Annotated in this window: 25 protein-coding genes and 2 tRNA genes; 14 read left to right on the top strand and 13 right to left on the bottom strand. The window is 65.7% G+C overall.

Going from position 1 to position 26,013, the window contains the following annotated elements:
* Positions 1-9 precede the first annotated feature (9 nt).
* From epsI to ACQY39_RS10005, 12 genes are all read right to left on the bottom strand, one after another.
* Entirely contained in the window at positions 10-699 is a 690-nt protein-coding gene (epsI, locus tag ACQY39_RS10060; RefSeq protein ID WP_428505798.1) for an exosortase-associated protein EpsI, B-type, read from the bottom strand.
* An 11-nt stretch (positions 700-710) separates the two neighbouring features.
* Entirely contained in the window at positions 711-1,598 is an 888-nt protein-coding gene (gene xrtB / locus ACQY39_RS10055; RefSeq protein WP_428505796.1) for an exosortase B, read from the bottom strand.
* Positions 1,599-1,626: 28 nt separating this feature from the next.
* The gene (locus ACQY39_RS10050) at positions 1,627-2,562 is read right to left on the bottom strand and encodes a polysaccharide biosynthesis tyrosine autokinase (RefSeq protein ID WP_428505794.1); all 936 of its coding nucleotides are present in this window, start codon (positions 2,560-2,562) and stop codon (positions 1,627-1,629) included.
* A complete protein-coding gene (gene epsF / locus ACQY39_RS10045; protein ID WP_428505792.1) occupies positions 2,534-3,964 on the bottom strand; it encodes a chain length determinant protein EpsF in 1,431 nt (476 codons plus the stop codon). Before epsF ends, ACQY39_RS10050 begins: the two co-directional genes overlap by 29 nt.
* 13 nt (positions 3,965-3,977) lie before the next feature.
* On the bottom strand, positions 3,978-4,835 hold the full coding sequence (epsE, locus tag ACQY39_RS10040) for a polysaccharide export protein EpsE (RefSeq protein ID WP_428505790.1): 858 nt from the start codon (positions 4,833-4,835) through the stop codon (positions 3,978-3,980).
* A gap of 8 nt (positions 4,836-4,843) precedes the next feature.
* Positions 4,844-5,863, bottom strand: a complete 1,020-nt coding sequence (locus tag ACQY39_RS10035; RefSeq protein WP_428505788.1) for an EpsD family peptidyl-prolyl cis-trans isomerase — start codon at positions 5,861-5,863, stop codon at positions 4,844-4,846.
* A gap of 363 nt (positions 5,864-6,226) precedes the next feature.
* The gene (ubiE, locus tag ACQY39_RS10030; RefSeq protein WP_428505786.1) at positions 6,227-6,958 is read right to left on the bottom strand and encodes a bifunctional demethylmenaquinone methyltransferase/2-methoxy-6-polyprenyl-1,4-benzoquinol methylase UbiE; all 732 of its coding nucleotides are present in this window, start codon (positions 6,956-6,958) and stop codon (positions 6,227-6,229) included.
* A gap of 64 nt (positions 6,959-7,022) precedes the next feature.
* A complete protein-coding gene (locus ACQY39_RS10025) occupies positions 7,023-7,448 on the bottom strand; it encodes a gamma-butyrobetaine hydroxylase-like domain-containing protein (RefSeq protein ID WP_428505784.1) in 426 nt (141 codons plus the stop codon).
* Positions 7,449-7,509: 61 nt separating this feature from the next.
* Positions 7,510-9,063: an FAD-binding protein gene (locus tag ACQY39_RS10020; protein ID WP_428505782.1), complete on the bottom strand. Its 1,554-nt coding sequence runs from the start codon at positions 9,061-9,063 to the stop codon at positions 7,510-7,512.
* A gap of 218 nt (positions 9,064-9,281) precedes the next feature.
* Positions 9,282-9,422 carry a hypothetical protein gene (locus ACQY39_RS10015; RefSeq protein ID WP_263520013.1) on the bottom strand — a complete coding sequence of 47 codons (141 nt, stop codon included), beginning with the start codon at positions 9,420-9,422 and terminating at the stop codon, positions 9,282-9,284.
* Positions 9,423-9,572: 150 nt separating this feature from the next.
* Positions 9,573-10,091, bottom strand: coding sequence for a DUF1993 domain-containing protein (locus tag ACQY39_RS10010; RefSeq protein WP_428505780.1), 519 nt, complete (start codon positions 10,089-10,091; stop codon positions 9,573-9,575).
* Between the two features lie 130 nt (positions 10,092-10,221).
* A complete protein-coding gene (locus tag ACQY39_RS10005) occupies positions 10,222-11,148 on the bottom strand; it encodes an NYN domain-containing protein (RefSeq protein WP_428505778.1) in 927 nt (308 codons plus the stop codon).
* A gap of 211 nt (positions 11,149-11,359) precedes the next feature.
* Between ACQY39_RS10005 and ACQY39_RS10000 the strand changes: the two genes are divergently transcribed.
* From ACQY39_RS10000 to ACQY39_RS09960, 9 genes are all read left to right on the top strand, one after another.
* Positions 11,360-12,127, top strand: a complete 768-nt coding sequence (locus ACQY39_RS10000) for a sulfite exporter TauE/SafE family protein (protein WP_428505776.1) — start codon at positions 11,360-11,362, stop codon at positions 12,125-12,127.
* A gap of 55 nt (positions 12,128-12,182) precedes the next feature.
* Entirely contained in the window at positions 12,183-13,895 is a 1,713-nt protein-coding gene (locus ACQY39_RS09995; RefSeq protein WP_428505774.1) for a nitrite/sulfite reductase, read from the top strand.
* A 23-nt stretch (positions 13,896-13,918) separates the two neighbouring features.
* The gene (locus tag ACQY39_RS09990) at positions 13,919-14,407 is read left to right on the top strand and encodes a DUF934 domain-containing protein (RefSeq protein WP_428505772.1); all 489 of its coding nucleotides are present in this window, start codon (positions 13,919-13,921) and stop codon (positions 14,405-14,407) included.
* Complete coding sequence (locus tag ACQY39_RS09985) at positions 14,404-15,204, top strand: phosphoadenylyl-sulfate reductase (RefSeq protein WP_428505770.1); 801 nt, start codon at positions 14,404-14,406, stop codon at positions 15,202-15,204. Before ACQY39_RS09990 ends, ACQY39_RS09985 begins: the two co-directional genes overlap by 4 nt.
* The gene (gene cysD / locus ACQY39_RS09980) at positions 15,201-16,172 is read left to right on the top strand and encodes a sulfate adenylyltransferase subunit CysD (protein WP_428505768.1); all 972 of its coding nucleotides are present in this window, start codon (positions 15,201-15,203) and stop codon (positions 16,170-16,172) included. Before ACQY39_RS09985 ends, cysD begins: the two co-directional genes overlap by 4 nt.
* Before the next feature lie 2 nt (positions 16,173-16,174).
* Entirely contained in the window at positions 16,175-17,494 is a 1,320-nt protein-coding gene (locus tag ACQY39_RS09975) for a sulfate adenylyltransferase subunit 1 (RefSeq protein ID WP_428505766.1), read from the top strand.
* A 29-nt stretch (positions 17,495-17,523) separates the two neighbouring features.
* The gene (gene cobA / locus ACQY39_RS09970) at positions 17,524-18,309 is read left to right on the top strand and encodes a uroporphyrinogen-III C-methyltransferase (RefSeq protein ID WP_428505764.1); all 786 of its coding nucleotides are present in this window, start codon (positions 17,524-17,526) and stop codon (positions 18,307-18,309) included.
* An 88-nt stretch (positions 18,310-18,397) separates the two neighbouring features.
* Positions 18,398-18,721 carry a ferredoxin FdxA gene (gene fdxA / locus ACQY39_RS09965; RefSeq protein ID WP_263520204.1) on the top strand — a complete coding sequence of 108 codons (324 nt, stop codon included), beginning with the start codon at positions 18,398-18,400 and terminating at the stop codon, positions 18,719-18,721.
* A gap of 51 nt (positions 18,722-18,772) precedes the next feature.
* Positions 18,773-19,900, top strand: a complete 1,128-nt coding sequence (locus tag ACQY39_RS09960) for an NAD(P)/FAD-dependent oxidoreductase (protein WP_428505762.1) — start codon at positions 18,773-18,775, stop codon at positions 19,898-19,900.
* A gap of 66 nt (positions 19,901-19,966) precedes the next feature.
* Here the strand turns inward: ACQY39_RS09960 and ACQY39_RS09955 are convergent, their stop codons facing one another.
* Positions 19,967-22,078 (bottom strand): ATP-binding protein, encoded by a 2,112-nt coding sequence (locus ACQY39_RS09955; RefSeq protein ID WP_428505759.1) that lies wholly within the window; start codon positions 22,076-22,078, stop codon positions 19,967-19,969.
* A 315-nt stretch (positions 22,079-22,393) separates the two neighbouring features.
* On the opposite strand from ACQY39_RS09955, the gene ACQY39_RS09950 reads away from it, so the two are divergent.
* The 5 genes from ACQY39_RS09950 (at position 22,394) to ACQY39_RS09930 (ending at position 25,986) form a co-directional block, all read left to right on the top strand.
* Entirely contained in the window at positions 22,394-24,553 is a 2,160-nt protein-coding gene (locus ACQY39_RS09950; RefSeq protein ID WP_428505757.1) for a TonB-dependent siderophore receptor, read from the top strand.
* Positions 24,554-24,589: 36 nt separating this feature from the next.
* Positions 24,590-24,665, top strand: a tRNA-Asn gene (locus ACQY39_RS09945).
* Between the two features lie 71 nt (positions 24,666-24,736).
* Positions 24,737-24,812, top strand: a tRNA-Asn gene (locus tag ACQY39_RS09940).
* An 80-nt stretch (positions 24,813-24,892) separates the two neighbouring features.
* On the top strand, positions 24,893-25,282 hold the full coding sequence (locus ACQY39_RS09935; protein ID WP_428505755.1) for a glutaredoxin family protein: 390 nt from the start codon (positions 24,893-24,895) through the stop codon (positions 25,280-25,282).
* Positions 25,283-25,716: 434 nt separating this feature from the next.
* Positions 25,717-25,986: a hypothetical protein gene (locus tag ACQY39_RS09930; RefSeq protein ID WP_428505752.1), complete on the top strand. Its 270-nt coding sequence runs from the start codon at positions 25,717-25,719 to the stop codon at positions 25,984-25,986.
* The last annotated feature ends 27 nt before the right edge of the window (positions 25,987-26,013 follow it).

Below are 26,013 nucleotides of genomic sequence, written 5' to 3'. Positions count from 1 at the left end.
TCCGGCGGATCAGGCCCGACCCACCTGGCCGAAGACTCGCGCCTTCAGTGCCGGTTGGATCACGGCATGGAGATCGCTGAGAAATTGCTGGTGAACCTTGTAGGCTGCAGGCGCATCGTTGCCAATGGTCGAGACGCGCATCAGCAAACCGTCGGGAATCAGGCCACGCACACCGTAGCGCAACTGGGCCAGCTTCTGCTCGGAGCCGCTCAGCGCCAGTTCCTCACCCACCACCACCCAGTAGCTGATGGGCTCAACGCGCCCCCCCAACTTGGCCACCAGGGTACGCACTGGCAACTGCTGGCCGGCAATGGGATAGCTGGCCGTGGTGTTGCTGATCATCTGAAAACCCTGAGCCGGGTAGCAGACCTCGGGTCGGTGCGCACGAGTGCCGTCAGATTGGTCGCCACCGTAGGCCACCGACAGCATCACCCGCTCGCCCTTGCTGTTGACGTAGCTGCGGCTGAGGACCTGGTTGTAGATCTTGTTGAGCACCGCCTGCACATCAGGCGAAGGCAGGACCACCGGCATCGCCGTGTCCAAACGCCAGTCGCCAAACTGCTTGGGGAAGGCGGTCTCCAGTTCGAGCTTCGGACCTTGGTCGGCCATGTGGATGCGCGGCGTGGCCACATAAGCCGCACCAACCGCCCCGACCATGGCGGCCGCGACCAACAAGCTCTTGATGCGAAGCCGCTTCATTGCATGAGCCGTCACTTGGCGGACTCCTTGACTTTGGGTTCCATGAGTCGGCCCACCGAGTTATCCACGACCAGCATCAAGGTCAGCGCCACCATGAACAACACCATGCCGGCAAAGCCATGAATGAAGCCCTGGCCAGCCTCATCGCCAAAGTGATACGTGACCAGCACCAGAATCATCACGCGAATGATGTTGGCAGCAAACGAGATCGGGATCAGCAGCACGGCCAGGGTGATATTGCGCGCCACCGACTTGTACTTCATGAGGTTCATGTAGAGCAGGCCCAGCGCCTCTAGCGTGAACATGCTGTTCAAGCCCGCGCAGGCATCAGCAACGAGCAACTGATACTGGCCCACCGTGAGCATCACACCGGCGCGGCCGACCGGGTAGCCGGCCGAATACAGGAGCGAACCGGCCACAGCCGACACCGCAGATTTCAGGGGGCCGGTGACCGCAGAGACCAGCGCTTCGGGCAGCGGCACCATGAACAGCAGGAAAAAAAGCGGGAACCAGGCCAGCCGCAAGGCCGTGCGACCCTTGAAGATCAGGATCAGCGCCACCAACACCGGTATCTGCGAACCGACTTCCAGCAGCAAGATGGCCTGTGAACGGCCAAATGCATACAACAGCAGGCCGAACGCGAGCAGGGCGCCGCCGACACCGTTCGAGGGGCTGGCAAGCACCGCCGCCAGCTCGTGCCGCTTCTGGAACAGAAGCCAGATGCTGACCGCCAGAATGATGGGACCATGCCCTTGCTCATCGGTCGGCCACACCGTCCTGGACAGGGTCCAGTAGCTCGGCAAATAAAGCGCCAGGAACGCCAATGCCAGAATGGCCATGGCAGGCAGGTCCACCCGAGCAGGAAGCAGCCTCTTGCTGTCTATCACCGTATCCGTCATGGCTGTTGCTGACCGCGAAGTCATGCTCTCAATATTCGTTCATGACCACGCCGGTCAGTTGCACGCGTGTGTCGGTAATGCTGGCCAGCAGATCTTGCAAGCCGCCAATGCGCGAGGCGTTCTTGCGCGCCACCAGCAAGGCCGCGCCACAACGTGTACCAATCACGGATGCGTCTGCGCCCAAGATCGACGCCGGCGTGTCGACAATGACATGGTCAAACTTCTTGCACAGCTCGCGCATGAGCAGCCCAAAGGCTGGGCGTTCAACCAGCTCCAGCGGGTTCGGCGGCGTCGGGCCGGCCGGCAGCACGTAAAGGCTGGGGACGCCGTTGATCTGCAGGAACACATCGCTCTCAGCACGACCGGACAAGATGGTGGAGAGGCCGGCGTTGTTGCCCAAGCCGAACACCTCATGTTGGCGAGGGCCGCGCAAGTCGGCATCGATCAACAAAGTGCGACCGCCCAACTGGGCGAGCGAAACTGCCAGGTTGGCAGCAAAGTAGGTCTTCCCATCGCCCTGATCGGCACTGATGACAGCCAAGGCATGGCGGGCATCAGGATCCGCAAATGCGCGCATCGTGACCTGACTGCGAATCGCACGGAAAGCTTCGGCCTGCGCAGAGAACGGCTCGTTGAGTGTCACCAACTCCGGATTCTTGCGGCTGTTTTCCGTGGTCGCATAGGGATAGTGAAACTGCTTGGCCAAAGCCTGCAGCACATCCTCTTCGGTCGCCAAACCCAAGGCGATGGCGGCTTCGCCGAAGCGCACACCACGCTCGCGCTGGTACTTCAGTACCCGCTCGACCTCTTCGGCAGTGAGGCTGCTCGCATCACGAATCAGATCGCCGATGGACCGGTCTCGCACCGAAGTGCCCGCATTGCTGTTCATAGGTTCGGATTGGTCGGGAATAGGAGTGAGGGGTACGGTGTTCATCTCAGGCCCCTTTGGCAGCCGCACCACCATTGCCGGTCAGCAGGCGCTGACGCATGCTGAGGGCCGCATGCTTGCCGAAACGCGACTTGGAGCCTTGCTTAGGCAAAACGCCAAGCACGGGCAAACCCAGTGAGCTCGTCACGTCTTCCACAGAGCGAACTCGGCGATCCAGCAACTCGAGCACCAGAGCCAGACCCATCGCCAACAAGCCGCCGACAAACACGGCCAACAGCGTGTTGAGCAGAATCTTGGGCGACGAGGGCTCCAGCGGAGGAGATGCCTGCGTGAGGATCGAGATATTGCTTTGTGTGGCCTGGCTTTCCAGGCTGGTCTGGCTTTGGCGAGCCAGAATCTGGTCGTAAGCGCGTTGGGCGCTTTCGACATCACGGACCAGCACGGCACCTTCGTCACGGACCTCTTTCATCCGCAAGACCTTGTCGCGCTGAGCGTCCAAGGCGTTGCGAAGTTCGGCCACGCGCTGGCGATTGATGGCGCTGGTCACACCCACACCGCCGGTCACTCGCTTGACTTCGGCGTCCATGCGCGCGCGCATTTCGGTGATGCTGGCCTTGGACTCGAGCACCTGGGGGTGTTTGTCGCCCAGGCGAGCACTGAGCTCCTGCAAACGGGCCTCGGAACGGCTCAGATCCGACTTGATATTGGAAATGACGGAGTTCTGCAGCACTTCCTGCATGCCTTCAGCGGAACCTGCAACCTGAGCCTGGCGACTGGTTGAATCCGAAGCCAAGGCCTGCAGACCCACCAACTGCGAAGACAGTTCGCTCAAGCGGGCGTTCTCGATATCCAGCCGCTCGTCGGTGGCCACGATGCCTTTTTCCTTTTGGAACGCCGACATCTTGGCTTGCGCGGACTCCAGGCGGCCACCGGCCTCCTTGACACGCTCTTCGAAGAAGGTGGCGTACTGGCGCGCCGGTTCGACGCGCAGGTCAAGAGCCGTTTGCAGGTAAGCCTGCACAAAGGCATTGGCAAGGCCGGCTGCAAATCGCGGCTCTGGCGCCTTGTAGGAAATCATGATGACGTTGGACTCGCGCGACGGCACCACTTCCATGTTCTTCTGGAAGCTGTCGCTGAGCCACTGAACGATATCGCCCTGGCCGCGAGTCTCGGTCGTCCACTGATCCCGAATTTGCGGGTTCTCTGTGAGCTTGAGGTTCTGCACCACGCGTCGGGCGACGCGGTCACTGCGAATCACATCCACCTGCGTGGCCATGAAACTGGGGTTGGCGGCGCCTTGGTACATCACCGCCGACAAGGGATCGGGCTTGACGTCCAGCACCACGGAAGCAACGGCGGTGTAAGACTTCGGCAGCAAGAGGCTGACGACCAGGGTGGTGACGATCGTGAGGCCGAATACAAAAGCGGCCACCATCCAGCGCGCACGCAAGATGGAAAAGAACTGTCCAAAATTCATTCTCTAGTCCCTTTTAGAACAAGCTCTCTTTGACATACACCACGTCGCCGTCCTTCAGACCTTCGTCCATCGGGATCTGCAGCACCTGGACTTTGCCGTCCGGGCCCTTGCGGTGGACGCGAATGCCTTTTTCGGTGCCGCGCTGGGTGATGCCGCCGCCGGTGGCCAGCGATTGCATGACGGTCATGCCGCGCTCCAGGCGCATCGGGCCGGGGCGCTGCACTTCGCCGTAGATGTAGACCATGGGCGCGCGTTCGACCCAGATGACGTCGCCGTTCTGGATCAGCACGTCTTGCTCGCGACCGCCAGGGCCGAAGATGGCCGGCAGGTCGATCTCGGCGCGGTAAGGCTGGCCGTTGCGGCTGCCGCTGAGCACCAGCACCTCGGAGCCGCTGACGGCGATGCCGCCGGCATTGGCCAGCAGGTCGGTCAGGCGCATGTCGGCGGTTTCGATCGGGTAGCGGCCCGGGCGGTTGACCTGGCCCAGCACGCTGGCCTGGTTGCCCTTGACTTGCAACACCACCACGGTGACTTGCGGGTTCTTGACGAAGTTGCCGCTCTTCAGGCCGTCGGAGATCAGCTTCTCGGCCTGGGTGGCGCTCAGACCGCCGATGCGGATATTGCCCAGCAGCGGGAAGGAGATCATGCCGCTTTCGGCGACCCGGGTTTCCAGCGTCAGGTCCGGGTTCTGGTAGACCGAGATGCGCAGCACATCGCCGGAACCCAGCCGGTACTCCAGCGTGGCAGCAGAGGCAGCGGTGGCGCCGGCCATGGCCGAGCTCTGCGCCGCAGCGGGAGCCTGGGCCACCGCCAAGGCAGCCACCAGCGCCAGCCCGCTCAGGGAAGAAAGAGACAAGGACTTCTTCGTCATGATGCGCTTCACTTCAGGCCCATACCCTTGGAGATGTCGGCGGCATTGAGGCCACTGGCGGCAGCGGCCGGTGCTTCGACCGCAACGGCCGGAGCGACTGCCGGAGCTGCCACTGCAGCGGCGGATGCAGCCGCTGCCGGGCCACCGGCGAACTTGCCGATGTAGTCGATCTTGGCGGCGTCACGCAGACCCTTGATGTCCTTCTGCACCACTTCGGTCTTGCGCTGGTTGACCAGGAAGGCTTCGATGGCCGGGCGGGCACGGGCTTCGTCCACGGGCTGGCTGCGCGAGCCGACCAGGAAGAGCACGGTGATGCCGTTGGCGGTCTGGGTGACGGCGGAGTCGCCGTCCTTCATGCGGGCGATCGACTCCAGGCCATTGAGGGGCAACTGCTCGGCGGCACGCACGGCTTGGTTGCCGGTGAAGCGGAAATCGTTGGCCTTGAGAAACTCAGCAAACTCGCCAATATTCTTGGAGCTTTCGAGTTTCTGGCGCAATTGACCAAACTGCTCGGGCTTGGCTTCAATGGCCAATTCCTGCAGGCTGTAAATACGGCGGTCCTTGAAGAGCGCGGGTTTCTCGTTGTAATACTTGGCCACTTCCTCGCTGGTCGGCTTGGTGATCGATTCACCGATCCGCTCGACGTACGCGCGGGCAATGATTTCGCGCTTGGCGGCTTCGATCTGCTGCACCACACGTGGGTCGCGGTCGAGCTTCAGCTCTTGCGCCTTCTGCACGGCCAGTTCCTGCTCGATCAAACGCTCCAGCACTTGCTTGCTGGCGGCCTCGGCCTGCTCAGGCTTGAGGCCTTGTTGGCGCTGCAGCACGAAGTTGATCTGATGGACGGTGATCTCTTCCTTGTTCACCTTGGCGGCCGTCTGCGACGCCTTGTCGGACTTGCTGCTCTCGCCACCACAACCCGCCAGCATCACGGCCACGACCGCAGCGGCAACCGCCGCCACGCGCAAGCCGCCAAAACCAGCCGAGCCGTTCTCAGCGCGGACATTTTCTTGATTCGTCAGGTACATGGCTTGTCTTTCTCTCTACTTGCGCAAGGCGCCGGCTTCAGGCGCTAAAACTGATGCTGCAACGCAGCATGCAACCTCGCCCTCTCTGGGACGAGCGAGTGTAACTTTGGAAAATGACAATTCGTCCCGGCCCGACCGGTAATCAGGGGGGGTTCTTTCTCACGGTTTACCCGCAGTGGCGGCCCGCTCGCCGGGCCGAGATTCGGCGAGCCAGGGAATACCCTGAATCTCGCCGGCGACGGTCGAAATCAATGTGTCATTTCGAATAGTCACAATCGGCCGCGGCCGATTTGAACGGGCTTCAGATCGCCCACTTGCAAGGCGCGCCTCTTGCCTCAGCGCCCGGCCTTCACGCTCCCGCGTTCAGCACTTGATGCCGGCATGCAGCGCCACCACGCCGGCGCTCAGATTGTGAACATCGACATGGCCGAAGCCGGCGGTCTTCATCAGGGCCTTGAGCTCCTGCTGGCTCGGGTGCATGCGGATGGACTCGGCCAGATAGCGGTAGCTCTCGGCGTCGCCGGCAATCATCTGGCCCAGCTTGGGCAAGATCTTGAAGGAGTACCAGTCGTACGGCTTTTGCAGCGGCGCGGCCACCTTGGAGAACTCCAGCACCAGCAAACGGCCACCGGGCTTGAGCACACGGCACATCTCGGCCAGGGCCTGGTCCTTGTGGGTCATATTGCGCAGGCCGAAGGCCACGCTGACCAGGTCGAAGCTGCCGGCCTTGTAGGGCAGCTTTTCGGCATCGCAGAGGTTGGTCGGCAGGATCAGGCCTTCGTCGAGCAGGCGGTTGCGGCCCTGGCGCAGCATGGCCTCGTTGATGTCGGTGTGCACCACCATGCCGCTCTCGCCCACCTTCTTGGCGAAGGCGCGCGACAAGTCGCCGGTGCCGCCGGCAATGTCCAGCACCCGGTCACCGGCCTTGAGGTTGGCGACGGCCACGGTGTAGGCCTTCCAGGCGCGGTGCATGCCCATGGACATCAGGTCGTTCATGACGTCGTACTTGGACGCCACCGAGTCGAAAACGCCGCGCACGCGGCTGGCCTTCTCGCGCTCGTCGACGGTCTGGAAGCCGAAATGGGTGCTGCTCATGGTGCGGTGCTCTCGAAAAATGGGGTTGCGGCGCCGTGCGGCCTGCGCTTACTCGTTCGTGCGTTCAATGGCTGGCGCAGCCGTGGCCGCCGCCTGCGGCCGTTGCCGGCTTCATGGCCGCATCGCGGCTGAGGCCGGCTGCCGCCAGGCGCGCTTCATAGTCGCGCCAGAGTTGCGCCTCGTCCCGGCCCAGGCGGTAGAGATAGTCCCAGGTGAACAGGCCGCTGTCGTGGCCGTCGGAAAACTGCGGCCGCACGGCGTAATGGCCGATCGGCTCCAGGCCGGTGATCTGCACCTCGCGCTTGCCGGTCTGCAGCGTTTCCTGGCCCGGCCCATGGCCCTGCACCTCGGCCGAGGGGCTGTAGACGCGCATCAGCTCGAAGGGGATGCGGAAACGCGCGCCGTCGGAAAACGCCACCTCCAGCACCCGGCTCTGCTGGTGCACGGTGATGTCGGTCGGGCTGGGAGTGTCGGTGCTGAGGCCGGCCATGGTTGTCGGGGGCGCGAGAAACGCGTGAGAAACGCTGGGCGGCCAGTGTAACTTTGCCGGGCTAAAGCCCCTGGATGGTCTTGAACACCCCGGCCGGATCCTGGGCCTGCTTGATCTGCTGCAGCCGCGCCAGATGGGCGCCGTGATAGGCGATCAGGGGCTGGGCGATGGCGGCATCAGGGTAGTTCAGATAGGCCCGGCCGCTGCTCCAAGGCTGCATCAGTTGGCGCAGGCCATGGGCCCAAGCGGCCCCCTCTTCCACGGCGGCGGCGCCGGCAAACGGCGGCAACTCCACGCCGTACTGGGCGCTGAACCGAGCCGCCCGGTGCGCAAACGCGGTCGCTTGCGCCGGCACGCGGGCGATGGCGCCGCCCATCAGATTCAGGATCACGCCGCCGGAGCCCTGGCCTCGTCGGGCCCGCAGGGCCTGGGCCAGAGCGAGCAGGCCTTCTGCGGGCAAAGCCTGGTCGAAGAAATCCGAGCTGGCCGCCATGGCCACCCGGCGCAGCAGGCCGGCCGGGTTCTGCGCCGGCAAATGGCATTGCGCCAGGCTCAAGCCCGAGCAATCACCGAGCAAGACCTCCCTGTAGCTGCGGGTCTGCAGAGGGGCGGCCACCACGGCGGAGCGATTGATGCGCGTCAGCAGCGCCTGCCAGATGGGCGCGAACTGGGCCGCTTCGCTGTGAGTGCCCAGGGCCAGACCCCAAAGGCGGCCACCAACCGGGGACACGGCGAGCTGCGACCAGGCGGAATCCGGCAGCCCCTGCTCAGGCCAGCGCTGCCAGGCGGCCAGCACCGGCTCCAGATCATCCAAGGGGAAAGAGGCGCTGAACTGCAGCAGCGGGCCCTCCGCATGGGTTTGAAAGCGCAGCTCGGTCACGATGCCGAACTGCCCACCGCCACCACCGCGCAAGGCCCAGAACAAATCGCTGTTCTGGCCGGCATCACAGACCAGGGTCTGCCCTTCGGCATTGACCACTTTCGCCCCGACCAGGGCGTCACAGCTCAGCCCATGGGCGCGGTCCAGCACCCCGAAGCCTCCGCCCAGCGTGATGCCAGTGATGCCGACGCTGAGGCAGCTGCCCGAAGGAATGCAGCGCCCGTGCTGGAGCAAGCCTTCGTACACATCGGCAAGCGTCGCCCCTGCACCCACCACGGCGATCTCGCCGTCCAGCCGCACGCTGTTCATCGGCCCGACATCGATCACCAGGCCGGGGCCGCTGGACGCGCCCAGATAGCTGTGGCCGCCGCTGCGCGGCGTCAGGGTCAGGCTGTTGCGGCGGGCAAAAGCCAGGGCCGCGCTGACATCGGCGGCGCCGGCACAGCGCACCAGGCCGGCCGGGCGCAGCAAGGCGTCATAGCGGGCATTGGCGAGCAGGCGCTGGCTTTCATAGGCCGCGTCTCCGGGGCGCAGCAGCTGCCCCTGCAGCTGGCCAGCCAGGCGCTGCCATTCCGCAGCCTCCGGGCCTGGCGGGGCCGGGGCCGGCGTGGGAGCGGGGGCTGGCGGCGGCGGCGGTAAGGCCTCTACGCTAGCCCCGCCACCTCCGCAGCCCGGCAAACCCGTGGCGGCCAAGCCGCCCACGCCGCCCCAGGCCAGAAATCGCCGTCTGTCCATGCGCCTGCTCCCTCTCGTGTTTTTGAGACCAAACTGGATCCAATTTAAAACCAGTCTAGAACCAAAAACAGGAACTAGCAGCAGGGCTTGTGCTGAGGCCGCACGAGCCAGCGGGGCCAAAAAAGAAAAAAGCCACGGCTGCTGGGAAGCAACCGTGGCCTGTTTTCTTCTGGCCTGTGCGACAGCGTGCAGGCGCCGAAGGCGCCCGACGCGCGGGCTTACTTGGCCTTCTTGCTGCGATCCGGCACCACGGTGGTGACGGTGGGCATCACCGCGCCACTGGAAATCGGCTTCGGCGGCGAGCTGTCCTTCTTGGGCTTCTTGGTTTCCTTGTTGCTCTTTTGCTGACCTTTGGCCATGAGTCGCTCCTCAGTTGGCGTGCGTGCTGCACAGATTGACGAATGGTTGTTTCCAGCGTGCTCGAAAAACCGCTCGACAGTTTGACATGAAGCACAGACGGTGCACCCGGTTCTCAAGCCCTTAGGGGAAATAGGACCGGGCCTTAGCGATCAGTACGCGCCCATATAGTCCTTCTTGCCCAGCTCGATGCCGTTGTGACGCAGGATGGCGTAGGCCGTGGTCACATGGAAGAAGAACTGCGGCAGGCCGTAAGCCAGCAGATAGGCCTGGCCGGCAAAGCGGCGCTCTTTGGGCGTGCCGGGGCGCAGGACGATCTCACGCTCACCGGCGGTTTCGAAGGCGGCGGCCGGCAGGCTGTCGATGAAGGCGATCGTGCTCTGGATGCGCGCGTGCAGCTGGGCGAAGCTGGTTTCGTCATCGGCCACGCTGGGCACCTCGGCGCCGGCCAGGCGGGCGCTCACGCCCTTGGCGAAGTCACACGCCACCTGGACCTGGCGCAGCAGCGCGAACATGTCCGGGAACAGGCGCGATTGCAGCAGCACCTGGGGGTCGATATTGCGTGCCGTGGCATGGGCCTCGGCCTTGTTCAGCACATCGGCCAGGCCGCCCAGCATTTGCTTGAAGACGGGCACGCTGGCTTGCTGCAGGAACGGTGTGGGGTGGGTCATGGTGCGGTCTCGCAAAGTGGTGGGGGGATGGGTAATTCTGGGTGGAGGCGGCCCGTGCGGCAGGTCGGCCGGCCCCGGCCGGGCATTCTGGCAGCGAAGCCCGCCCAGCGCTGGCCGGGCGAGCAAGCCCTCAATCCAGGGCTGACTCGCCCTCGGGCTCGGCCGTCCCCTGGCCGACCGGCTGACCGACCCGGGCGACATGGCCGCCGCTGACGTTGTCGATCTCGCTCACCAGTTCGGGGAAGCGCTTGAGAAATTCGGAGAAATTGCTGCAGCCCAGGGCCTGCTCGTCAAAGGAGGGCAGCAGGCGCTTGATGAAGACCTTGAGCGCGCTGCGCGAGACATAGTTTTCGCCGTTGCGGTCCACCAGCTGCGTCAGTGCCCGCTGCAACGCGCCACGCGCCTCGACCAGCGACGGCGAGCCGACCACCTCGGTGTCTTCCGCTTCTTCCGCGCTCGGCACCACGCCGCCCAGCAGCGCCGCCGCCGGCTGGGCCTCGTCCTGCGGCCCACGCGCCGCCAGCGAGGCCGCCAGCAGGTTTTGGTAGAACTTGAATTCGTTGCAGCTGGCGGTCCAGAAGCGGTTGCTGACCCCGGCCACGCCGACGCCGGCGATGAAGCGCCCGGCCTGCTTGACCTTCTGCGCCAGGCTGATGAAGTCGCTGTCGCTGGAGATCACCACCACATGGCTCAGGTGCGGGTGGTTGTGCACATCGCTGAGCGCGTCCAGCGCCATGCGGATGTCGGCGCTGTTCTTCATGTTCTGGCCGCGCGGGAACATCTGGATCAGGTCCACGCCCGCTTCATTGAGCACATGGCGATAGTTGGCGAAGAACTGCCAGTTGCCATAGGCCCGGTTGATGATGATGTCGCCCAGCGAGGCGGCGTACTCCAGGATGGGATTCAGGTCCACGAACACCGGCTGCGGCTTGAGCCGGTTTTCCCGGTAGGCGCCGTCGCCATGGGCGGCATTGGCCAGCACCGCATGGAGGTTCTCGAAATCCCAGTAGACGGCAACCTTGGTGACTTCGCTGCGCGGGTGCGGGAAAGAGGACATGGCGGGCGGAGGACAAAGCTGCGGGGCCGCCAGTATCGCCGCCGAGTCATGACAGGCCGGCGGCAGGTCCTGTGCCCGCCGACCTGCGCTTGCTTTTTATATATTAAAATGCGGATAAGCAATCTACGAATTAATAGTTTGAGGATATATGAAATCTGCATAAAGTCCGCCCCCTGAGACGCCTGAGCGCGCCTCACCTCAAGGAGCGGATGTGGACTGGTTGGCGGTTGCAAGTGGATTTGGCGTCGGCGCCATCGTCGGGGTGACCGGCGTGGGCGGCGGTTCGCTGATGACGCCGCTGTTGCTGTCGGTATTCCGGCTCAGCCCGGCCGTGGCCATCGGCACCGACCTGTGGTTTGCCGCCCTGACCAAGATGTCCGGCTCGGTGGCGCACTCGCGCCATGGCCATGTGAAATGGGGCCTGACCGCCCTGCTGCTGGCCGGCAGCATCCCCGCATCGATTGCCACCGTGGCCCTGATGCACGTCACCGACATCACCAAGGGCTGGGCCAGCACCCTGACCTTTTCCCTGGGCATTGCCCTCTTCTTGACTGCGCTGGTGGTGGCCTTCAAAAAATCGTGGCAAGCCGTGGGCCTGCGCCTGGAACGCCACATCCCCGAGTCGCGCAAGCCGGCGCTGACGGTCGCGGCCGGCGTGCTGCTGGGCGTGCTGGTTTCGCTGTCTTCGATCGGCGCCGGCGCGATCGGCGCCACCCTGATTCTGCTGATCTACCCGCGCCTGGAAGCGCGCTACATCGTCGGCAGCGACATCGCCCATGCCGTTCCCCTGACCCTGGTCGCGGGCATTGGCCATGCGACGCTGGGAAATGTAAATTGGACCTTGCTGCTGCCGCTGCTGATCGGCTCCATGCCCGGCATCTGGCTGGGCGCCCAACTGACGCGCCGCCTGCCCGACGGCGTGGTGCGCGGCCTGCTCTGCGGCTCCCTGCTGCTGGCCGGCTGGAAAGTCATTCATTGAACGCCCGCCCGGCCGAAACCCTTCAGATCCACCGATTGCTCCTGACAAGCCCGCCATGTACCAGTACACCGACTTCGACCGCCAGTTCGTCCACGCCCGCGCCGCTCAGTTCCGCGACCAGCTCGAACGCAATCTGGCCGGCACCCTGAGCGACGAAGAGTTCCGCCCCTTGCGCCTGCAAAACGGCTGGTATGTGCAGCGCCATGCGCCCATGCTGCGCGTGGCCGTGCCTTACGGTGTCTTGTCCAGCGCCCAGCTGCGCGCCCTGGCCGGCATCGCCCGCGACTTTGACCGCGGCTATGGCCACTTCACCACGCGCCAGAACCTGCAGTACAACTGGATCCCCCTGCCTCAGGCCGCCGATGTGATGGACCGCCTGGCTGCGGTCGACATGCACGGCATCCAGACCAGCGGCAACTGCATCCGCAACATCACCAGCGACTGCTTCGCCGGCATCGCGCCCGACGAGATCGTCGACCCGCGCCCTTACGCCGAAGTGCTGCGCCAGTGGAGCACCCTGCACCCCGAGTTCGCCTTCCTGCCTCGCAAATTCAAGATCGCCATCTCGGGCGCGGCCGAAGACCGCGCGGCCATCGCCTGGCACGACATCGGCCTGCAGCTGAAGAAGAACGAGGCCGGCGAGGTCGGCTTCCAGGTGCTGGTCGGCGGCGGCATGGGCCGCACGCCCATCATCGGCCAGGTGATCAACGAGTTCCTGCCCTGGCAGCAGATCCTCGTCTACATCGAGGCCATCGTGCGCGTCTACAACCGCTACGGCCGCCGCGACAACGCCTACAAGGCCCGCATCAAGATCCTGGTCAAGGCCGAAGGCCAGGCCTTCTTCGACGACGTGAACGCCGAGTTCAAGCAGATCCTGGAACTGGACGAAGGCGGCCGCGAGCACCTGATCCCGCAGGCGGAGCTGGACCGTGTGGCGGCCAGCTTCACCACGCCGGCCGGCGTGCAGCCGGGCGAGCGCAGCGACATCTTCGCGGGCGTGGAAGCAGGCCCCTACAAGCGTTGGCTGGAGCGCAACGTCCACGGCCACCGCGTGCCGGGCTATCGCGCCGTGACCTTGTCGCTCAAGCGCGCCGGCATCGCCCCCGGCGACGCCACCGACGCGCAAATGGACGGCGCTGCCGAACTGTCCGAGCGCTTCGGCCTGGGCGAGCTGCGCGTCAGCCACGACCAGAACCTGGTGCTGACCTGGGTGCGCGAGGCCGACCTGCCGGCTCTGTTTGAAGCCAGCCGCACGCTCGGCTTCGCCACGCCCAATATCGGCCTGCTGACCGACATGATTGCCTGCCCCGGTGGCGACTTCTGCGCCCTGGCCAATGCACGCTCGATTCCGGTGGCAGCGGCCATCACCGAGCGCTTCGAGGACCTGGACGAGCAGTACGACATCGGCGACATCGACCTGCACATCAGCGGCTGCATCAACAGCTGCGGCCACCACCACAGCGGCCACATCGGCATCCTCGGCGTCGACAAGGACGGCAAGGAGTGGTACCAGATCTCGCTGGGCGGCTCGGACGGCTCGACCCTGTCGGGTGCTTCGGTGCCAGGCAAGGTGATCGGCCCCTCGTTTGCGGCCGACGAGGTGCCCGATGTGATCGAGTCCATCGTGCAGACCTACCGCAGCGAGCGCGCTGGCCACAGCGAGCGCTTCATCGACACCGTGCGCCGCATCGGCCTCGAGCCTTTCAAGGCGCCGGCTAACGCCGTTCGCACGCTGACTGGCACCCACAGCGGCGCCGCCGCCCAATGACTACCGCCCAGCCGACGACGACCATGAAATTCATCGACAGCACCCATCCCCAATGGCACCACGTGCTCGGCGAAGACGGCCCCATGCCGCACCCGGACCCGGCGCCCAACCTGCTGCTGAGCCTGGAGCAATGGCATGCCGTGCGCGACCATTGGCCCGCGGGCCTGGCCACCGGCGTCGAAGTGCCCAATGACTACGCCATCGAAGACCTGGCGCATGACCTGCCGCGCCTGGCCCTGGTGGCCCTGAAGTTCCCGAAATGGGTGGACGGCCGCGCCTACAGCCAGGCCCGCCTGCTGCGCTCGCGCTACCGCTTTGCCGGTGAGATCCGCGCCACCGGCGAAGTGATCGTCGACATGTTGCCCTTGCTGGCCCGCTGCGGTTTCAATGCCGTGCAGCTTCGCGCCGGCGAAAGCCAGGCGGCGGCCGAGCGCGCCCTGGCCTTCTTCCCGGCCCATTACCAGGGCGATGTGGACCAGAGCCAGCCGGTGTTTGCACGAGGCGCGGCATGAGCGACGGAGGCGTCTCTTCACTGAGCAGCCTGCCCGGTGCCGCGGCCAGCGCCTCGGCCGTGGGCCTGTATGCCCGCGCCACGCCCGGCTTTGAAGAGCGCGTGGCCGCCAGCGTCGCCCAGCTGCGGGAGGCTGCCGAGCGCTTCGGCGCCGGCCTGATCCAGAGCAGCAGCCTGGGCGCCGAGGACATGGTCATCACCGACCTGATCGCACGCCATGGTCTGGCCATCGACATCGCCACCCTGGACACCGACGCCCTACATGCAGAAACACTTGCCCTGCTGCCGCAGATCGAGGCCCGCTACGGCCTCTCGGTGCAGGTCTTCCGTCCGGTGGCCGAGCAAGTGGTGCATTTCGTGAAGACCCATGGCGAGCGCGCCATGTACGAGAGCCTGGCCCTGCGCAAGGCCTGCTGCGGCGTGCGCAAGCTGGAGCCCCTGGGCCGCATGCTGGCCGGCCGCACGGCCTGGATCACCGGCCTGCGCCGCGAGCAGAGCCAGAACCGCGCCGAGGTGCCCGCCGAGGAGCTGGACGGCCAAGGCCGGGTCAAGCTCAATGTGCTGGCCGACTGGAGCTGGGCCGATGTCTGGCATTACATCGCCACTCACCAAGTGCCCTACAACGCCTTGCACGACCAGTTCATGCCCAGCATAGGCTGCGCGCCCTGCACCCGGGCGATCTCGGTCGGCGAGGATTTCCGCTCGGGACGCTGGTGGTGGGAGAGTGAAGATGCCAAAGAGTGCGGCTTGCACCAAGCCCGCTCGAACGAAGAATTGAAGTCAGGAGCCACGGCATGAACGCCCCCCTCAATCTGCAAGCACTGGCCGCCACGGTGGACCAGCGCCATCTGGACCATCTGGAAGAGGAGGCCATCTTCATCCTGCGCGAAGTGGCCGCCGCTTTCGAGCGCCCGGGCCTGCTGTTCTCCAGCGGCAAGGACTCTTGCGTGGTCTTGCGCCTGGCCGAAAAAGCCTTCAAGCAACGCAATCCCGCCGATCCCAGCGGCAAAGAGTTCAAGGGCAAGCTGCCCTTCCCGCTGGTTCATGTGGACACCGGCCACAACTTCCCCGAAGTGATCGAGTTCCGCGAGAAGCGCGTGGCCGAGATGGGCGAGCGCCTGATCGTCGCGCACATGGACGAGTCGATCAAAAAGGGCACGGTGCGCCTGGCCCACCCGCTGGAATCGCGCAACGGCCACCAGACCGTGACCCTGCTGGAAGCGATCGAAGAGCACCGCTTCGACGTGCTGATCGGCGGCGCCCGCCGTGATGAAGAAAAGGCGCGCGCCAAGGAACGCATCTTCAGCCACCGGGACAGCTTCGGCCAATGGCAGCCCAAGGAGCAGCGCCCCGAGCTCTGGAATCTGTTCAACACCCGCATCCGCCCGGGCGAGCATTTCCGCGCCTTCCCGATCAGCAACTGGACGGAGCTGGATGTCTGGCTCTACATCGCCCGCGAGAACATCCCCCTGCCCAGCTTGTACTTCAAGCATGAGCGCCCGGTGATTCGCCGCAAGGGCTTGCTGGTGCCGCTGACCGAGGTGACACCGCCCGAGGCCGGCGAGACGGTGGAAACCGCCACTGTGCGCTTCCGCACCGTGGGCGATATGACCTGCACCTGCCCGGTGGAAAGCACGGCCGCCACCGCCGCCGACATCGTGGCCGAGACGCTGACCGTGACCGTCAGCGAGCGCGGCGCCACCCGCATGGACGACCGCACGTCCGAGGCCTCGATGGAGCGCCGCAAGAAGGAAGGGTATTTCTGATCATGAACGCCGTTGCTGAACACCTGATTCACGACTCTGAGGTCGACACCCACCACCGCGCGCTGCGCTTCCTGACCGCCGGCAGCGTCGACGATGGCAAGAGCACCCTGATCGGCCGCCTGCTGTTCGATTCCCGCGCCATCCTGGCCGACCAGCTGGACACCCTGGAAAAGCGCGCAGCCGGTGCGCCCATCGACCTGTCCCTGCTGACCGATGGCCTGGAGGCCGAGCGCGAGCAAGGCATCACCATCGATGTGGCCTACCGCTATTTCGCCACCAAGACGCGCAAGTTCATCATTGCCGACGCGCCCGGCCATGAGCAGTACACCCGCAATATGGTGACGGCCGCCGCCGGCAGCGATGCCGCTGTGGTGCTGGTGGACATCACCAAGCTCGACACCTCGGTCGAGGCCGTCGAGCTGCTGCCTCAGACCCGCCGCCACAGCCTGCTGGCCCATCTGCTGCGCGTGCCCAGCATCGTCTTCGCCGTCAACAAGCTCGACGCGCTGGAACAGCCCGGCCCGGCCTTTGCTGCCGTGTCCAAGGCCTTGCGCGCTTTTGCCGAGCAAGCCGGCATTGCCGTCACCGCCATCGTGCCGGTTTCCGCCCTGCGCGGCGACAACGTCACCCAGCCCCTGGCCGGTGAATGGGCGACCTGGTACCAGGGCCCCTCGCTGCTGCAGGTGCTGGAAAGCCTGCCGGGCGTGCAGGAAAAGGTGGAGGGTCAGGTCTTGATCCCGGTGCAGTACGTGGCCCGAGACCCCGGTGAAACGGGTGAAGGCACGGGCCACCAGCCGCGCACCCTTTGGGGCCGCATCGCCCATGGCCAGATCCAGGCCGGCGACGAAATCCAGATCCTGCCCAGCGGTGAGAAGGCCATCGTGGCTGAAGTACGCCGTGCCGGCGAGACCGTGAGCCACAGCGTGGCGGGCGAATCGGCTGGCGTGGTGCTGGACCGCCAGCTCGACGTCTCGCGCGGCGACTGGATCGTCACCCCGGGCTCGACCCAACCGACGCAAAGCTTCAAAGCCACCCTGGCCTGGTTGGACACCGAACCGGCAGTGCCCGGCCGCAAGTACTGGCTGCGCCACGGCAACCGCTGGGTGCAGGGCCGCATCAGCGCCATCGAGCATCGCCTGGACATCCACAGCCTGCAACCGCTGGACGCCGAGCAGCTGAACGTCAACGAGATCGGCCATGTGCAGATCGAGGTGCAGGCCGCCCTGCCGGTGGAGCCCTATGCCAGCAACCGCGTGGGCGGCAGCCTGATCGTCGTCGACCCCAGCAGCAACCGCACCAGCGGCGCACTGTTGGTGCGCTGAACCCGCCACGGCCCGAAACGAGTCGCCCCATGAGCCCACAAACCGTCCTCTTCGTCAGCGCCGGCCCCGGCGCCGCTGACCTCATCACCGTGCGCGGCGCGCGCGCCCTGGCCGCCGCCGAGGTGGTGCTGTTCGACGCCCTGACCGACCCGGCCCTGCGCGAGCTGGCGCCCCACGCGGAATGGATCGATGTGGGCAAACGCGGCTTTTGCGACTCGACCAAACAGACGGCCATCAACGCCGCACTGGTCAAGCAAGCGCGGACCGGCCGCCGCATCGTGCGCCTCAAGGGCGGCGATGCCAGTATCTTTGGCCGCCTCGAAGAAGAGCTGATCGCCCTCCATGAAGCCGGCATTGCCAGCGAAGTCGTGCCCGGCGTGACCGCGGCCATCGCCGCCGCCGCGCATCTGCAGCGGCCGCTGACCCGCCGCGGCGCCGGCCGCAGCGTCAGCCTGACCACAGCCATGACCAAGGACGGCGATCTTCAGGCCGCCCGCAGCGCCGACACCGAAGTCTTCTACATGGCCGGCCGCCAGCTCGCCGCACTGGGCCGCAAGCTGCTGGAAGCTGGATGGCCGGGCGACACGCCAGTGGCCGCGGTCTCGCGCGCCGGCTGCGCCGATGCCTTGAGCAGCGACCACACGGTGGCCGAGCTGGCCGCCGCTTCGCTGCTGCACCGGAGCCGGCCGACCGTGGTCACCGTGGGCGCCGGCGCCCAAGCCCTGACCTCGGCGGGCCGCTTTGCGCCCACAAATTCCACCATCACGCCGGGTCTTGCGCCCCATCAAGGTCTGACCCGCAGCCTCATTGATTAAAATCCGTCTTTTGCCGCCGCTTTGCGCCACGCCCGAACAGGCCAGCCCCAGCAGCGACTCTGGCCCCAACTACACGAGCTGATCCACCATGACCCACGTCGTCCTCGAATCCTGCATCCGCTGCAAGTACACCGACTGCGTCGATGTGTGCCCCGTTGACTGCTTCCGCGAAGGCCAGAACTTCCTGACCATCGACCCCGATGAATGCATCGACTGCGCCGTCTGCATCCCCGAGTGCCCGGTCAACGCCATCGTGCCGGAAGAAGATGTGCCCGGAAACATGCAGCACATGATCAAGCTCAACGCCGACCTGGCCAAGAAGTGGCCCAGCATCACCAAGCGCAAGGGCGCCCTGCCCGACGCCGATGACTGGAAGGACCGCACGGACAAGTTGCCCGAGCTGATCCGCTGAACGACTTAGTAAAACTGCTGACGTAGGGCCCCACGAGGGCCCGGCCAAGAAATGGAACCCCAAGTGAACGTAGAGACCACGACCGCGCCCGCCGACGAACTCCTGGCACCCGGCCCGGACACCATTGAGACCGATGCCGTCATCGTCGGCGCTGGCCCGGTGGGCCTGTTCCAGGTCTTCGAGCTGGGTCTGCTCGAGGTCAAGGCCCACATCATCGACTCCCTGGCCTACCCCGGTGGCCAGTGCATCGAGCTCTACCCGGATAAGCCGATCTACGACATCCCGGCCGTGCCCATCTGCACCGGCAAGGAGCTGACTGACAACCTGATGAAGCAGATCGAGCCTTTCGGCGCGACCTTCCATCTGGGCCAGGAAGTGACCACCGTGCTGAAGCAGGACGATGGCCGCTTCTTCGTCGCCACCAGCAAGGGCACCAGCTTCCTGACCAAGACCATCTTCATCGCCGGCGGCGTGGGCTCCTTCCAGCCCCGAACGCTCAAGGTCGACGGCATCGACAAGTACGAAGGTTCGCAGCTGCACTACCGCGTGCGCAACCCCGAGCAGTTCGCCGGCAAGAATCTGGTGATCATCGGCGGCGGCGACTCGGCCCTGGACTGGGCGCTGAACTTCTGCGCCGGCAATGAGGACGGCGGCGCCCACAAGGCCGAGAGCGTGATCCTGCTGCACCGCCGCGACGGTTTCCGCGCCGCCCCGGCCAGCGTGGCCAAGATGCGCGAGCTCTGCGAAGCCTACGAGATGCAGTTCGAAGTCGGCCAGGTCAGCGACATCGTCGAAGCCGACGGCAAGCTGACCAACCTCAAGGTCACCGGCGGTGACGGCGTGACCCGCGTCGTGCCTTGCGACCAGGTGTTGGTGTTCTTCGGCCTGAGCCCGAAGCTGGGCCCGATCGCCGAGTGGGGCCTGGCCCTGGAGCGCAAGCAGATCGTCGTCGACACCGAAAAGTTCCAGACCAGCGTGCCGGGCATCTTCGCCGTCGGTGATGTGAACACCTATCCGGGCAAGAAGAAGCTGATCCTCTCGGGCTTCCATGAGTGCGCTCTGGCTGCCTTCGGCTCCATGCCCTACATCAATCCGGACAAGCGCGTGCATCTGCAGTACACGACCACCAGCCCCAAGCTCCATAAAGTTCTGGGCGTCGAGTCGCCGGTCTTCGACTGATCCGGGCTCGCCGATCACCGAAACAAAAGCCGCCCTCGAGGCGGCTTTTTCATGCCTGGGCGCAAATCAGCTGGGCAGGCGGATGATGAACTCCGCCCCCCGGCCCGGCGCGCTGTTCAGCGCCAGCTCACCGCCCAGGCGCTGCACCACCAGGCGCTGCGCGAGGTAGAGGCCCAGGCCCGATCCGCCCTGGCCCATGCGGGTGCTGAAAAAGGGGTCGAAGACATGGGCCTGGTGCTCGCGGGCGATGCCATGGCCGCTGTCGGCGACGCGCAGCTCCAGGCCTTCGGGCAGGGCCCGGCCGCGCAGGCTCAGGCGGCGCTCGCCGCTCCAGCCCTGGAAGGCATGCAGCAGCGCGTTCTCGATCAGCTGGGCCAGCACCTGGCTGAGCGCCGCCGCATGGCCGCGCAGGCGCAGCGGCTGCAAGCCGCTCAAATCAAGCGTCACGCCGGCCTCGCGCAGGGCGCCGGTGAAGGCCTGCAAGGTGTTGTGCGCGACCTGGGCGGCGTCCATCCACTCGACCTCTTCGCTGCTGTCCTGCAAGGCCAGGGCTTTGAAATTGCGCAGCAGCACGGTGGCACGCTCCAGGCCGTGGCTGACGATGTCGAGATTGGCCTGCAGGTTCTGGCGCAGGCCTTGCACGTCCTGACGGCGCAAGCGGTTGGCCTCGAAGGCCTGGCCGAATTCCTGCAGCCCGGCCTGGGCCGAGCTGGTGGCCAGCAGGGCATTGCCCAGCGGCGTGTTCAGCTCATGGGCCACACCGGCCACCAGATAGCTCAGCGCCGCCTGCTTTTCATGCTCCATCAGCCGGCGCATGGCCAGCTCCAGCTCGCGGGTGCGCTGCGCGACCTTGAGCTCCAGCTGGGCATGGGCTTCGGTCAGGGCCGCCTCGGCCGCGCGCCGCACTGACATCTCGGCGCGCAGGCGGCTCAAGGTCTCGTTGAGCTCGCCATTGCGCTGGGCCAGGGCCTGCTCCAGGCTGTTGCCCTGGCGTTGCAGCAGTTCGTTTTGCGCCGCCACGCGGGCATGCTGAACCAGGCTCAGCATGCCCTGGCCGAAGTTCTGCTGCTGGGCGCGCAGATTGGCGCCGAGCAGCTGCACCTGGGCCTGGCGCGCCTCCAGGGCCTGGGCCAAATCGCCGCAGTCCTCGGCGCATTCGGCCAGGCGCAGCAGGGCGCGCCCGAGCAGGAAGAGCAAGCCGCCCTGCTCACACATCGCCCGCACCTCGCAGAACATGAGCAGGGCCTCGCGGGCCCGGCCTGATTTCCAGGCCAGCAAGGCTTGGTTCTGGCGCAGATGGGCGCGGTTGAGCAGGGACAGCGGCTGCTGCGCCGCCAGCTGTTCCACCTCGCGCAGCAGCTGGGCGGCCTCATCCAGCTGGCCGGTCCAGATCATCAGATTGGCCAGACTGAAGCGGCAGCGCACTCGCGTTGGCGGGCTGCCGATCAGCTCGGCCAGGGCCAGGGCGCGGCGGTAGATCGGGATGGCCTGGCGTGAATCGATGCCTTCGGCCGAGCCGCTCAGCTCGGTGTTGGCGTTCGCATACGCCGCGCCGACCGAGAGCAGCAAGGCGCAGCGCAGGCGCGGCGGCATCTCGCCGTCCTGAACGGGCCGGTCGTCACAGGCATCCGGGCCCTCGAGCAGGGGCTCGAACTGGCGGATCAGCTCGACAAACATCTCGGCCGCCATCAGCACCCGCGCCAGCAGCAGACGGGCCAGCTGGCGCGAGCGCGTATCGCCGATGCTCTCGTACAAGGCATCGGCCTGGCCCACCGCCTGCATGGCGGCGGCAGTCAAGCGGGTGGCACTTTGCACCAGGGCCATGCTGCACAGCGCATCGGCGCTGACCCGGGCCGAGCCCAGGCTTTGCGCACTCTCCAGCAAGGCATAGGCCTGCTCGGCCGCGGCCGGGCTGCAGCCATTGAGCAGCTGCAGGCGCAGCTCGCGGGCTTGCAGGCGCAGCACCAGATCGGGCGTCAAGTCAGGCTGGGCCAGCCACTGATGCAGGCTCTCCAGGGCCTCGTCCTGGCGCTCCTCCAGGATCAGCTCGTCGAGGGCCTGCAGCCAGGCCGGGTCGGCCTGCGCATCGGCAGGATGCGAAACGGCCGGCGCGACCGGCTCGGGCACAGGGCTGGATGGCAGACTGGGCGGGGCGCTGGGCGCCGGACGGAGCGTCATGGCCCGAGTGTCCCCGCGGCCTGCAGCCAGAGCAAGCCCGGGAAAGACCGCAAATCGGGCGCGACGCTAGAATGCGCGCTTCGCTGGGGGTGCTGGCTTTCTGAACTGGAAGCCGGCTGAGAAAGTCCCTTTGAACCTGATCGCTGGCTCCGGCCGGCATGCCGATCTCCGGATCGGCACGAGTTAATCCTCGCGCAGGGAAGCATCTGAGGCACAGCCCGTCGGCTCGCAGCACCCACGCTGCGGCCTGCCGCGGCGCCCTGGCTTGCCGCCCTGCAGCGTCTGTTGTTGTTCTTGACTTCACTGCAGTTCCCGATGCCCACATTCCTTTCGCCCCGCCCTGCCCTGGCCCTGCGCCCGAGCCTTGTTTCATCCGCCCTGGCCCTGCTGCTCGGCAGCAGCCTGGCCCAGGCGCAGAGCCTGCCCGCCGTCTCGGTCAGCGGCCGCACGGCCGAGATGCCGGCCCAGGTGGGCGGCTTCGGCGAGACCCCGGTGGCCAAGCTGCCGCTGCAGATCAGCCTGTTCAGCCAGGAACGCCTGCTGGACGCCGGCATCTCGGCCCTCTCGGGCCTGACCGCCCTGGACGCCAGCGTCGGTGCTGCCTACAACGCCGCCGGCTACATCTCCTACCTGAAGATCCGCGGCTACGACCTGGACAACCGCTTCAACTACCGCCGCGACGGCCTGCCCATCAACGGCGAGACCATGCTGGACCTGGGCAACAAGAGCAGCATCGAGGTGCTCAAGGGCAGCAGCGGCATCCAGGCCGGCACCAGCTCGCCCGGCGGCCTGGTGAACCTGGTGGTCAAGCGCCCGACCGCGCAAGCACAGACCATCCTCAGCGGCGGCTTCAGCGAGCGCGGTACCTTTGAAGCGGCCATCGACTGGAGCCAGCGCTTCGGCGGCAGCGGCGAGTTCGGCCTGCGCGTCAATGCCGCCGCGGCCGATCTGCATCCGCAGCTGCGCGATGCCACGGGCACGCGCCAGCTGCTGGCCGTGGCCGGCGAGTGGCGCGTGCAGCCGGGCACCCTGCTCGAGGCCGAGTTCGAACTGAACCGCCACAGCCAGCCCAGCCAGCCGGGCATGAGCCTCTTGGGCAACAAGCTGCCCGATGCCAAAGCCTTCGATCCGCGCACCAATCTGAACAACCAGAGCTGGACCCTGCCCGTCGAGTTTGACAACCAGCACGCCTCGCTGCGCCTGCAGCAGCGCCTGAGCGCCGACTGGAGCGCCCAAGCCCATCTGGCCGTGCAGCGCCTCAAGACCGACGACCGCCTGGCCTACGCCTACGGCTGCGACAAGGAAGGCAACTACGACCGCTACTGCAGCGACGGCACGTACGATATGTTCGACTTCCGCAGCGAGAACGAGCGCCGCAACAGCGAAGCCCTGGACCTGAGCCTAAGCGGCCGCTTCGACACCGGCCCGCTGCGCCACCAGCTGAGCACCGGTTTCCTGATCAGCCATTACAAAAGCCGCGCCCAGGCCCAGGCCTACAACGGTGTGGGCCCCGGCCGCATCGACGGCAGCGCGGTCAACCCCGCCGACCCGGCACTGACCGACCAGAACACCTTGCGAGACGAACGCAGCCGCGAGTTCTCGCTGCGCGACGCAGTGCAGTTGAGCGCCGAGCTGCAAGCCTGGGCCGGCCTGCGCCACACCCAGCTGAAGCGCAGCAGCGTGCGCACCAATGGCTCACGCCCCACTGACTACAGCCAAAGCCTGAGCACCCCCTGGCTGGGCCTGAGCTATGCCATCAACCCGCAGCTGATGGCCTACGCCAGCTGGGGTGAAGGCGTGGAAAGCGAAGTCACGCCCAACCGCAAGCGCTACGGCGACCTGGCCGGCCGCGCCCTGCCGGCGCTCAAGAGCCGCCAGAGCGAGATCGGCCTCAAGGCCGGCAGCAAGGCGGTGGACTGGTCGATCAATGCCTTCCAGATCAGCCGCCCGGTCTGGGAAGACACCGGCGAGTGCAGCGACAGCACGCCCGGCAGCTGCGTGCGCCGCCCTGACGGCATCGCCCGCCACCAGGGCCTCGAAGCCCAGGCCGACTTGAAGTGGACCGGAGGCGGCCTGCTGGCCAGTGCCATGAAGCTCAAGGCCCGCCGTGCCGACAGCAGCGTGGCCAGCGTCAATGGCCTCAAGCCCGTCAACGTGGCCGAGAACAGTCTGCGCTTGAATGTGCGCCAGGATGTGCCCGCGCTGGCCGGCCTGCAGCTGAACGCCGGCCTGGTGTTTGAGGGCCCGCGCGCCGTGCTGCGCGACAACAGCCTCAGCATCCCCGGCTGGACCCGCTTCGACGCCGGCGCCCGCTACGAGCAGAGCTGGGGCCGGCAGTTGCTGATCTGGCGCGTCGGCGTGGACAACATCGCCAACAAGCGCGCCTGGAAAGAGTCGCCCTTCCAGTTCGACCACGCCTACCTCTACCCCCTGGCGCCAAGAACTTTCCGAACAAGTTTGGAATTCCACTTGTAAAGCTCTAGAAATCCATCCTATAATGCGAGGCTCTGTTCCTCGATAGCTCAGTCGGTAGAGCGCCGGACTGTTAATCCGTAGGTCCCTGGTTCGAGCCCAGGTCGAGGAGCCAGAAATTCAGCGTTGCAGCAGTTCGGATTGCCTGCTGCAACACCAGAAAATTAGAAGTACCGAAAAGACAATTCCTCGATAGCTCAGTCGGTAGAGCGCCGGACTGTTAATCCGTAGGTCCCTGGTTCGAGCCCAGGTCGAGGAGCCAAATTGATCAACCCCCAGCGTCGCAAGATGTTGGGGGTTTTTTCTTGCCCGCTGCACCTCTCTCTCACGCGAAGCCACCCCATGAAGACCTTGATTCGTTTGTTCTTCCGCACCCTGCGCATCGTGCTGGGCCCGTTCATGCTGCTGAAAGAGCGCCTCTCCCGCCCGGCCGCCCTGCAGCGCAGCGCCGAGCGCCAGGCTGAAGTCGACCGTCAGTGCACGGAGCTGGCTCTGTATCAATTCAAGACCTGCCCCTTTTGCATCAAGGTGCGGCAGGAGATCCATGCCCTGGCCTTGCCGATCCAACTCTTGGACGCCCAGCATGAAGGCGACAACCGCAGCGCGCTGAAGCAAGGCACGGGCGCCTACAAGGTGCCCTGCCTGCGCATCAGCGATGCCCAGGGCCGCGTGCAGTGGCTGAGCGAATCGGGCGCCATCGTCGCCTATCTGCGCGGGCGATTCGTTAGCTGAGCGCTGAGCCAATCACCGCAGACGGCTTCACTCCGCGCGGACACAATCACGTTGAAGGCCACTCAAAGAGCCCGCAAGCTGTAAAGCTTGCGGGCTCTTGGCCTTTCTGGAAGGCCAAAGCAGCGCGGCCCTTCCCCCCACATCAAGCCCAGCCGCTTACACCAACAAACAAGCCGCAACAAACGTAAGCACTCGTAGCTTTTGATGGAAATGTGAGAAAAGTCACAGGATACTGCGCCTCGCTTCGACTCCAGGCAGACAGCCTAACCCACAGCGTGCGCTGACTTCTCAATGTACGCCATGCGATGGCCATCAGACTTTTCTTGCCCTTCTTGCCAAGCGCCCGCGCGGCAAGAGCCCAGGCTCGGTGAAGTCTGTCGCCCTGGACCGAACACCTTCAAACCACCACGGTCCACTCATCGAGGAAAGCTTCCATGTTCACCATCGCCAAGCGTCGCCAACAAGGTCAGGGCATGACCGAGTACATCATCATCGTGGCCCTGATCGCCATCGCCGCCATCGCCGTCTATCAGTTGTTCGGCAACACCTTGCGCAGCCAGACGGCTGCCATCTCCATGGAGCTCTCGGGTCAAGACGGTACAGCCGCCAAGGACGAAGCCCAAGCCGCCGCCACCAAGGCTGCCACCGAGGCCAATGTCAAGCGCAACCTCGACACCTACACCAACAACGCAGCCAACAACTGAGCACCTCTGCCCGCGCGCGCCGCCTGA

This window comes from Roseateles sp. (assembly GCF_965262435.1).
Classification (GTDB): domain Bacteria; phylum Pseudomonadota; class Gammaproteobacteria; order Burkholderiales; family Burkholderiaceae_C; genus Paucibacter_A.
This window is presented reverse-complemented; position numbering and strand designations above follow the sequence as displayed.

What these genes read in the sequence shown, in the direction of transcription:
- epsI (WP_428505798.1), bottom strand. Translation starts at nt 699, where the DNA reads ATGAAGCGGCTTCGCATCAAGAGCTTGTTGGTCGCGGCCGCCATGGTC.
- xrtB (WP_428505796.1), bottom strand. Translation starts at nt 1,598, where the DNA reads ATGACGGATACGGTGATAGACAGCAAGAGGCTGCTTCCTGCTCGGGTG.
- ACQY39_RS10050 (WP_428505794.1), bottom strand. Translation starts at nt 2,562, where the DNA reads ATGGTGGTGCGGCTGCCAAAGGGGCCTGAGATGAACACCGTACCCCTC.
- epsF (WP_428505792.1), bottom strand. Translation starts at nt 3,964, where the DNA reads ATGAATTTTGGACAGTTCTTTTCCATCTTGCGTGCGCGCTGGATGGTG.
- epsE (WP_428505790.1), bottom strand. Translation starts at nt 4,835, where the DNA reads ATGACGAAGAAGTCCTTGTCTCTTTCTTCCCTGAGCGGGCTGGCGCTG.
- ACQY39_RS10035 (WP_428505788.1), bottom strand. Translation starts at nt 5,863, where the DNA reads ATGTACCTGACGAATCAAGAAAATGTCCGCGCTGAGAACGGCTCGGCT.
- ubiE (WP_428505786.1), bottom strand. Translation starts at nt 6,958, where the DNA reads ATGAGCAGCACCCATTTCGGCTTCCAGACCGTCGACGAGCGCGAGAAG.
- ACQY39_RS10025 (WP_428505784.1), bottom strand. Translation starts at nt 7,448, where the DNA reads ATGGCCGGCCTCAGCACCGACACTCCCAGCCCGACCGACATCACCGTG.
- ACQY39_RS10020 (WP_428505782.1), bottom strand. Translation starts at nt 9,063, where the DNA reads ATGGACAGACGGCGATTTCTGGCCTGGGGCGGCGTGGGCGGCTTGGCC.
- ACQY39_RS10015 (WP_263520013.1), bottom strand. Translation starts at nt 9,422, where the DNA reads ATGGCCAAAGGTCAGCAAAAGAGCAACAAGGAAACCAAGAAGCCCAAG.
- ACQY39_RS10010 (WP_428505780.1), bottom strand. Translation starts at nt 10,091, where the DNA reads ATGACCCACCCCACACCGTTCCTGCAGCAAGCCAGCGTGCCCGTCTTC.
- ACQY39_RS10005 (WP_428505778.1), bottom strand. Translation starts at nt 11,148, where the DNA reads ATGTCCTCTTTCCCGCACCCGCGCAGCGAAGTCACCAAGGTTGCCGTC.
- ACQY39_RS09995 (WP_428505774.1), top strand. Translation starts at nt 12,183, where the DNA reads ATGTACCAGTACACCGACTTCGACCGCCAGTTCGTCCACGCCCGCGCC.
- ACQY39_RS09990 (WP_428505772.1), top strand. Translation starts at nt 13,919, where the DNA reads ATGAAATTCATCGACAGCACCCATCCCCAATGGCACCACGTGCTCGGC.
- ACQY39_RS09985 (WP_428505770.1), top strand. Translation starts at nt 14,404, where the DNA reads ATGAGCGACGGAGGCGTCTCTTCACTGAGCAGCCTGCCCGGTGCCGCG.
- cysD (WP_428505768.1), top strand. Translation starts at nt 15,201, where the DNA reads ATGAACGCCCCCCTCAATCTGCAAGCACTGGCCGCCACGGTGGACCAG.
- ACQY39_RS09975 (WP_428505766.1), top strand. Translation starts at nt 16,175, where the DNA reads ATGAACGCCGTTGCTGAACACCTGATTCACGACTCTGAGGTCGACACC.
- cobA (WP_428505764.1), top strand. Translation starts at nt 17,524, where the DNA reads ATGAGCCCACAAACCGTCCTCTTCGTCAGCGCCGGCCCCGGCGCCGCT.
- fdxA (WP_263520204.1), top strand. Translation starts at nt 18,398, where the DNA reads ATGACCCACGTCGTCCTCGAATCCTGCATCCGCTGCAAGTACACCGAC.
- ACQY39_RS09960 (WP_428505762.1), top strand. Translation starts at nt 18,773, where the DNA reads ATGGAACCCCAAGTGAACGTAGAGACCACGACCGCGCCCGCCGACGAA.
- ACQY39_RS09955 (WP_428505759.1), bottom strand. Translation starts at nt 22,078, where the DNA reads ATGACGCTCCGTCCGGCGCCCAGCGCCCCGCCCAGTCTGCCATCCAGC.
- ACQY39_RS09950 (WP_428505757.1), top strand. Translation starts at nt 22,394, where the DNA reads ATGCCCACATTCCTTTCGCCCCGCCCTGCCCTGGCCCTGCGCCCGAGC.
- ACQY39_RS09935 (WP_428505755.1), top strand. Translation starts at nt 24,893, where the DNA reads ATGAAGACCTTGATTCGTTTGTTCTTCCGCACCCTGCGCATCGTGCTG.
- ACQY39_RS09930 (WP_428505752.1), top strand. Translation starts at nt 25,717, where the DNA reads ATGTTCACCATCGCCAAGCGTCGCCAACAAGGTCAGGGCATGACCGAG.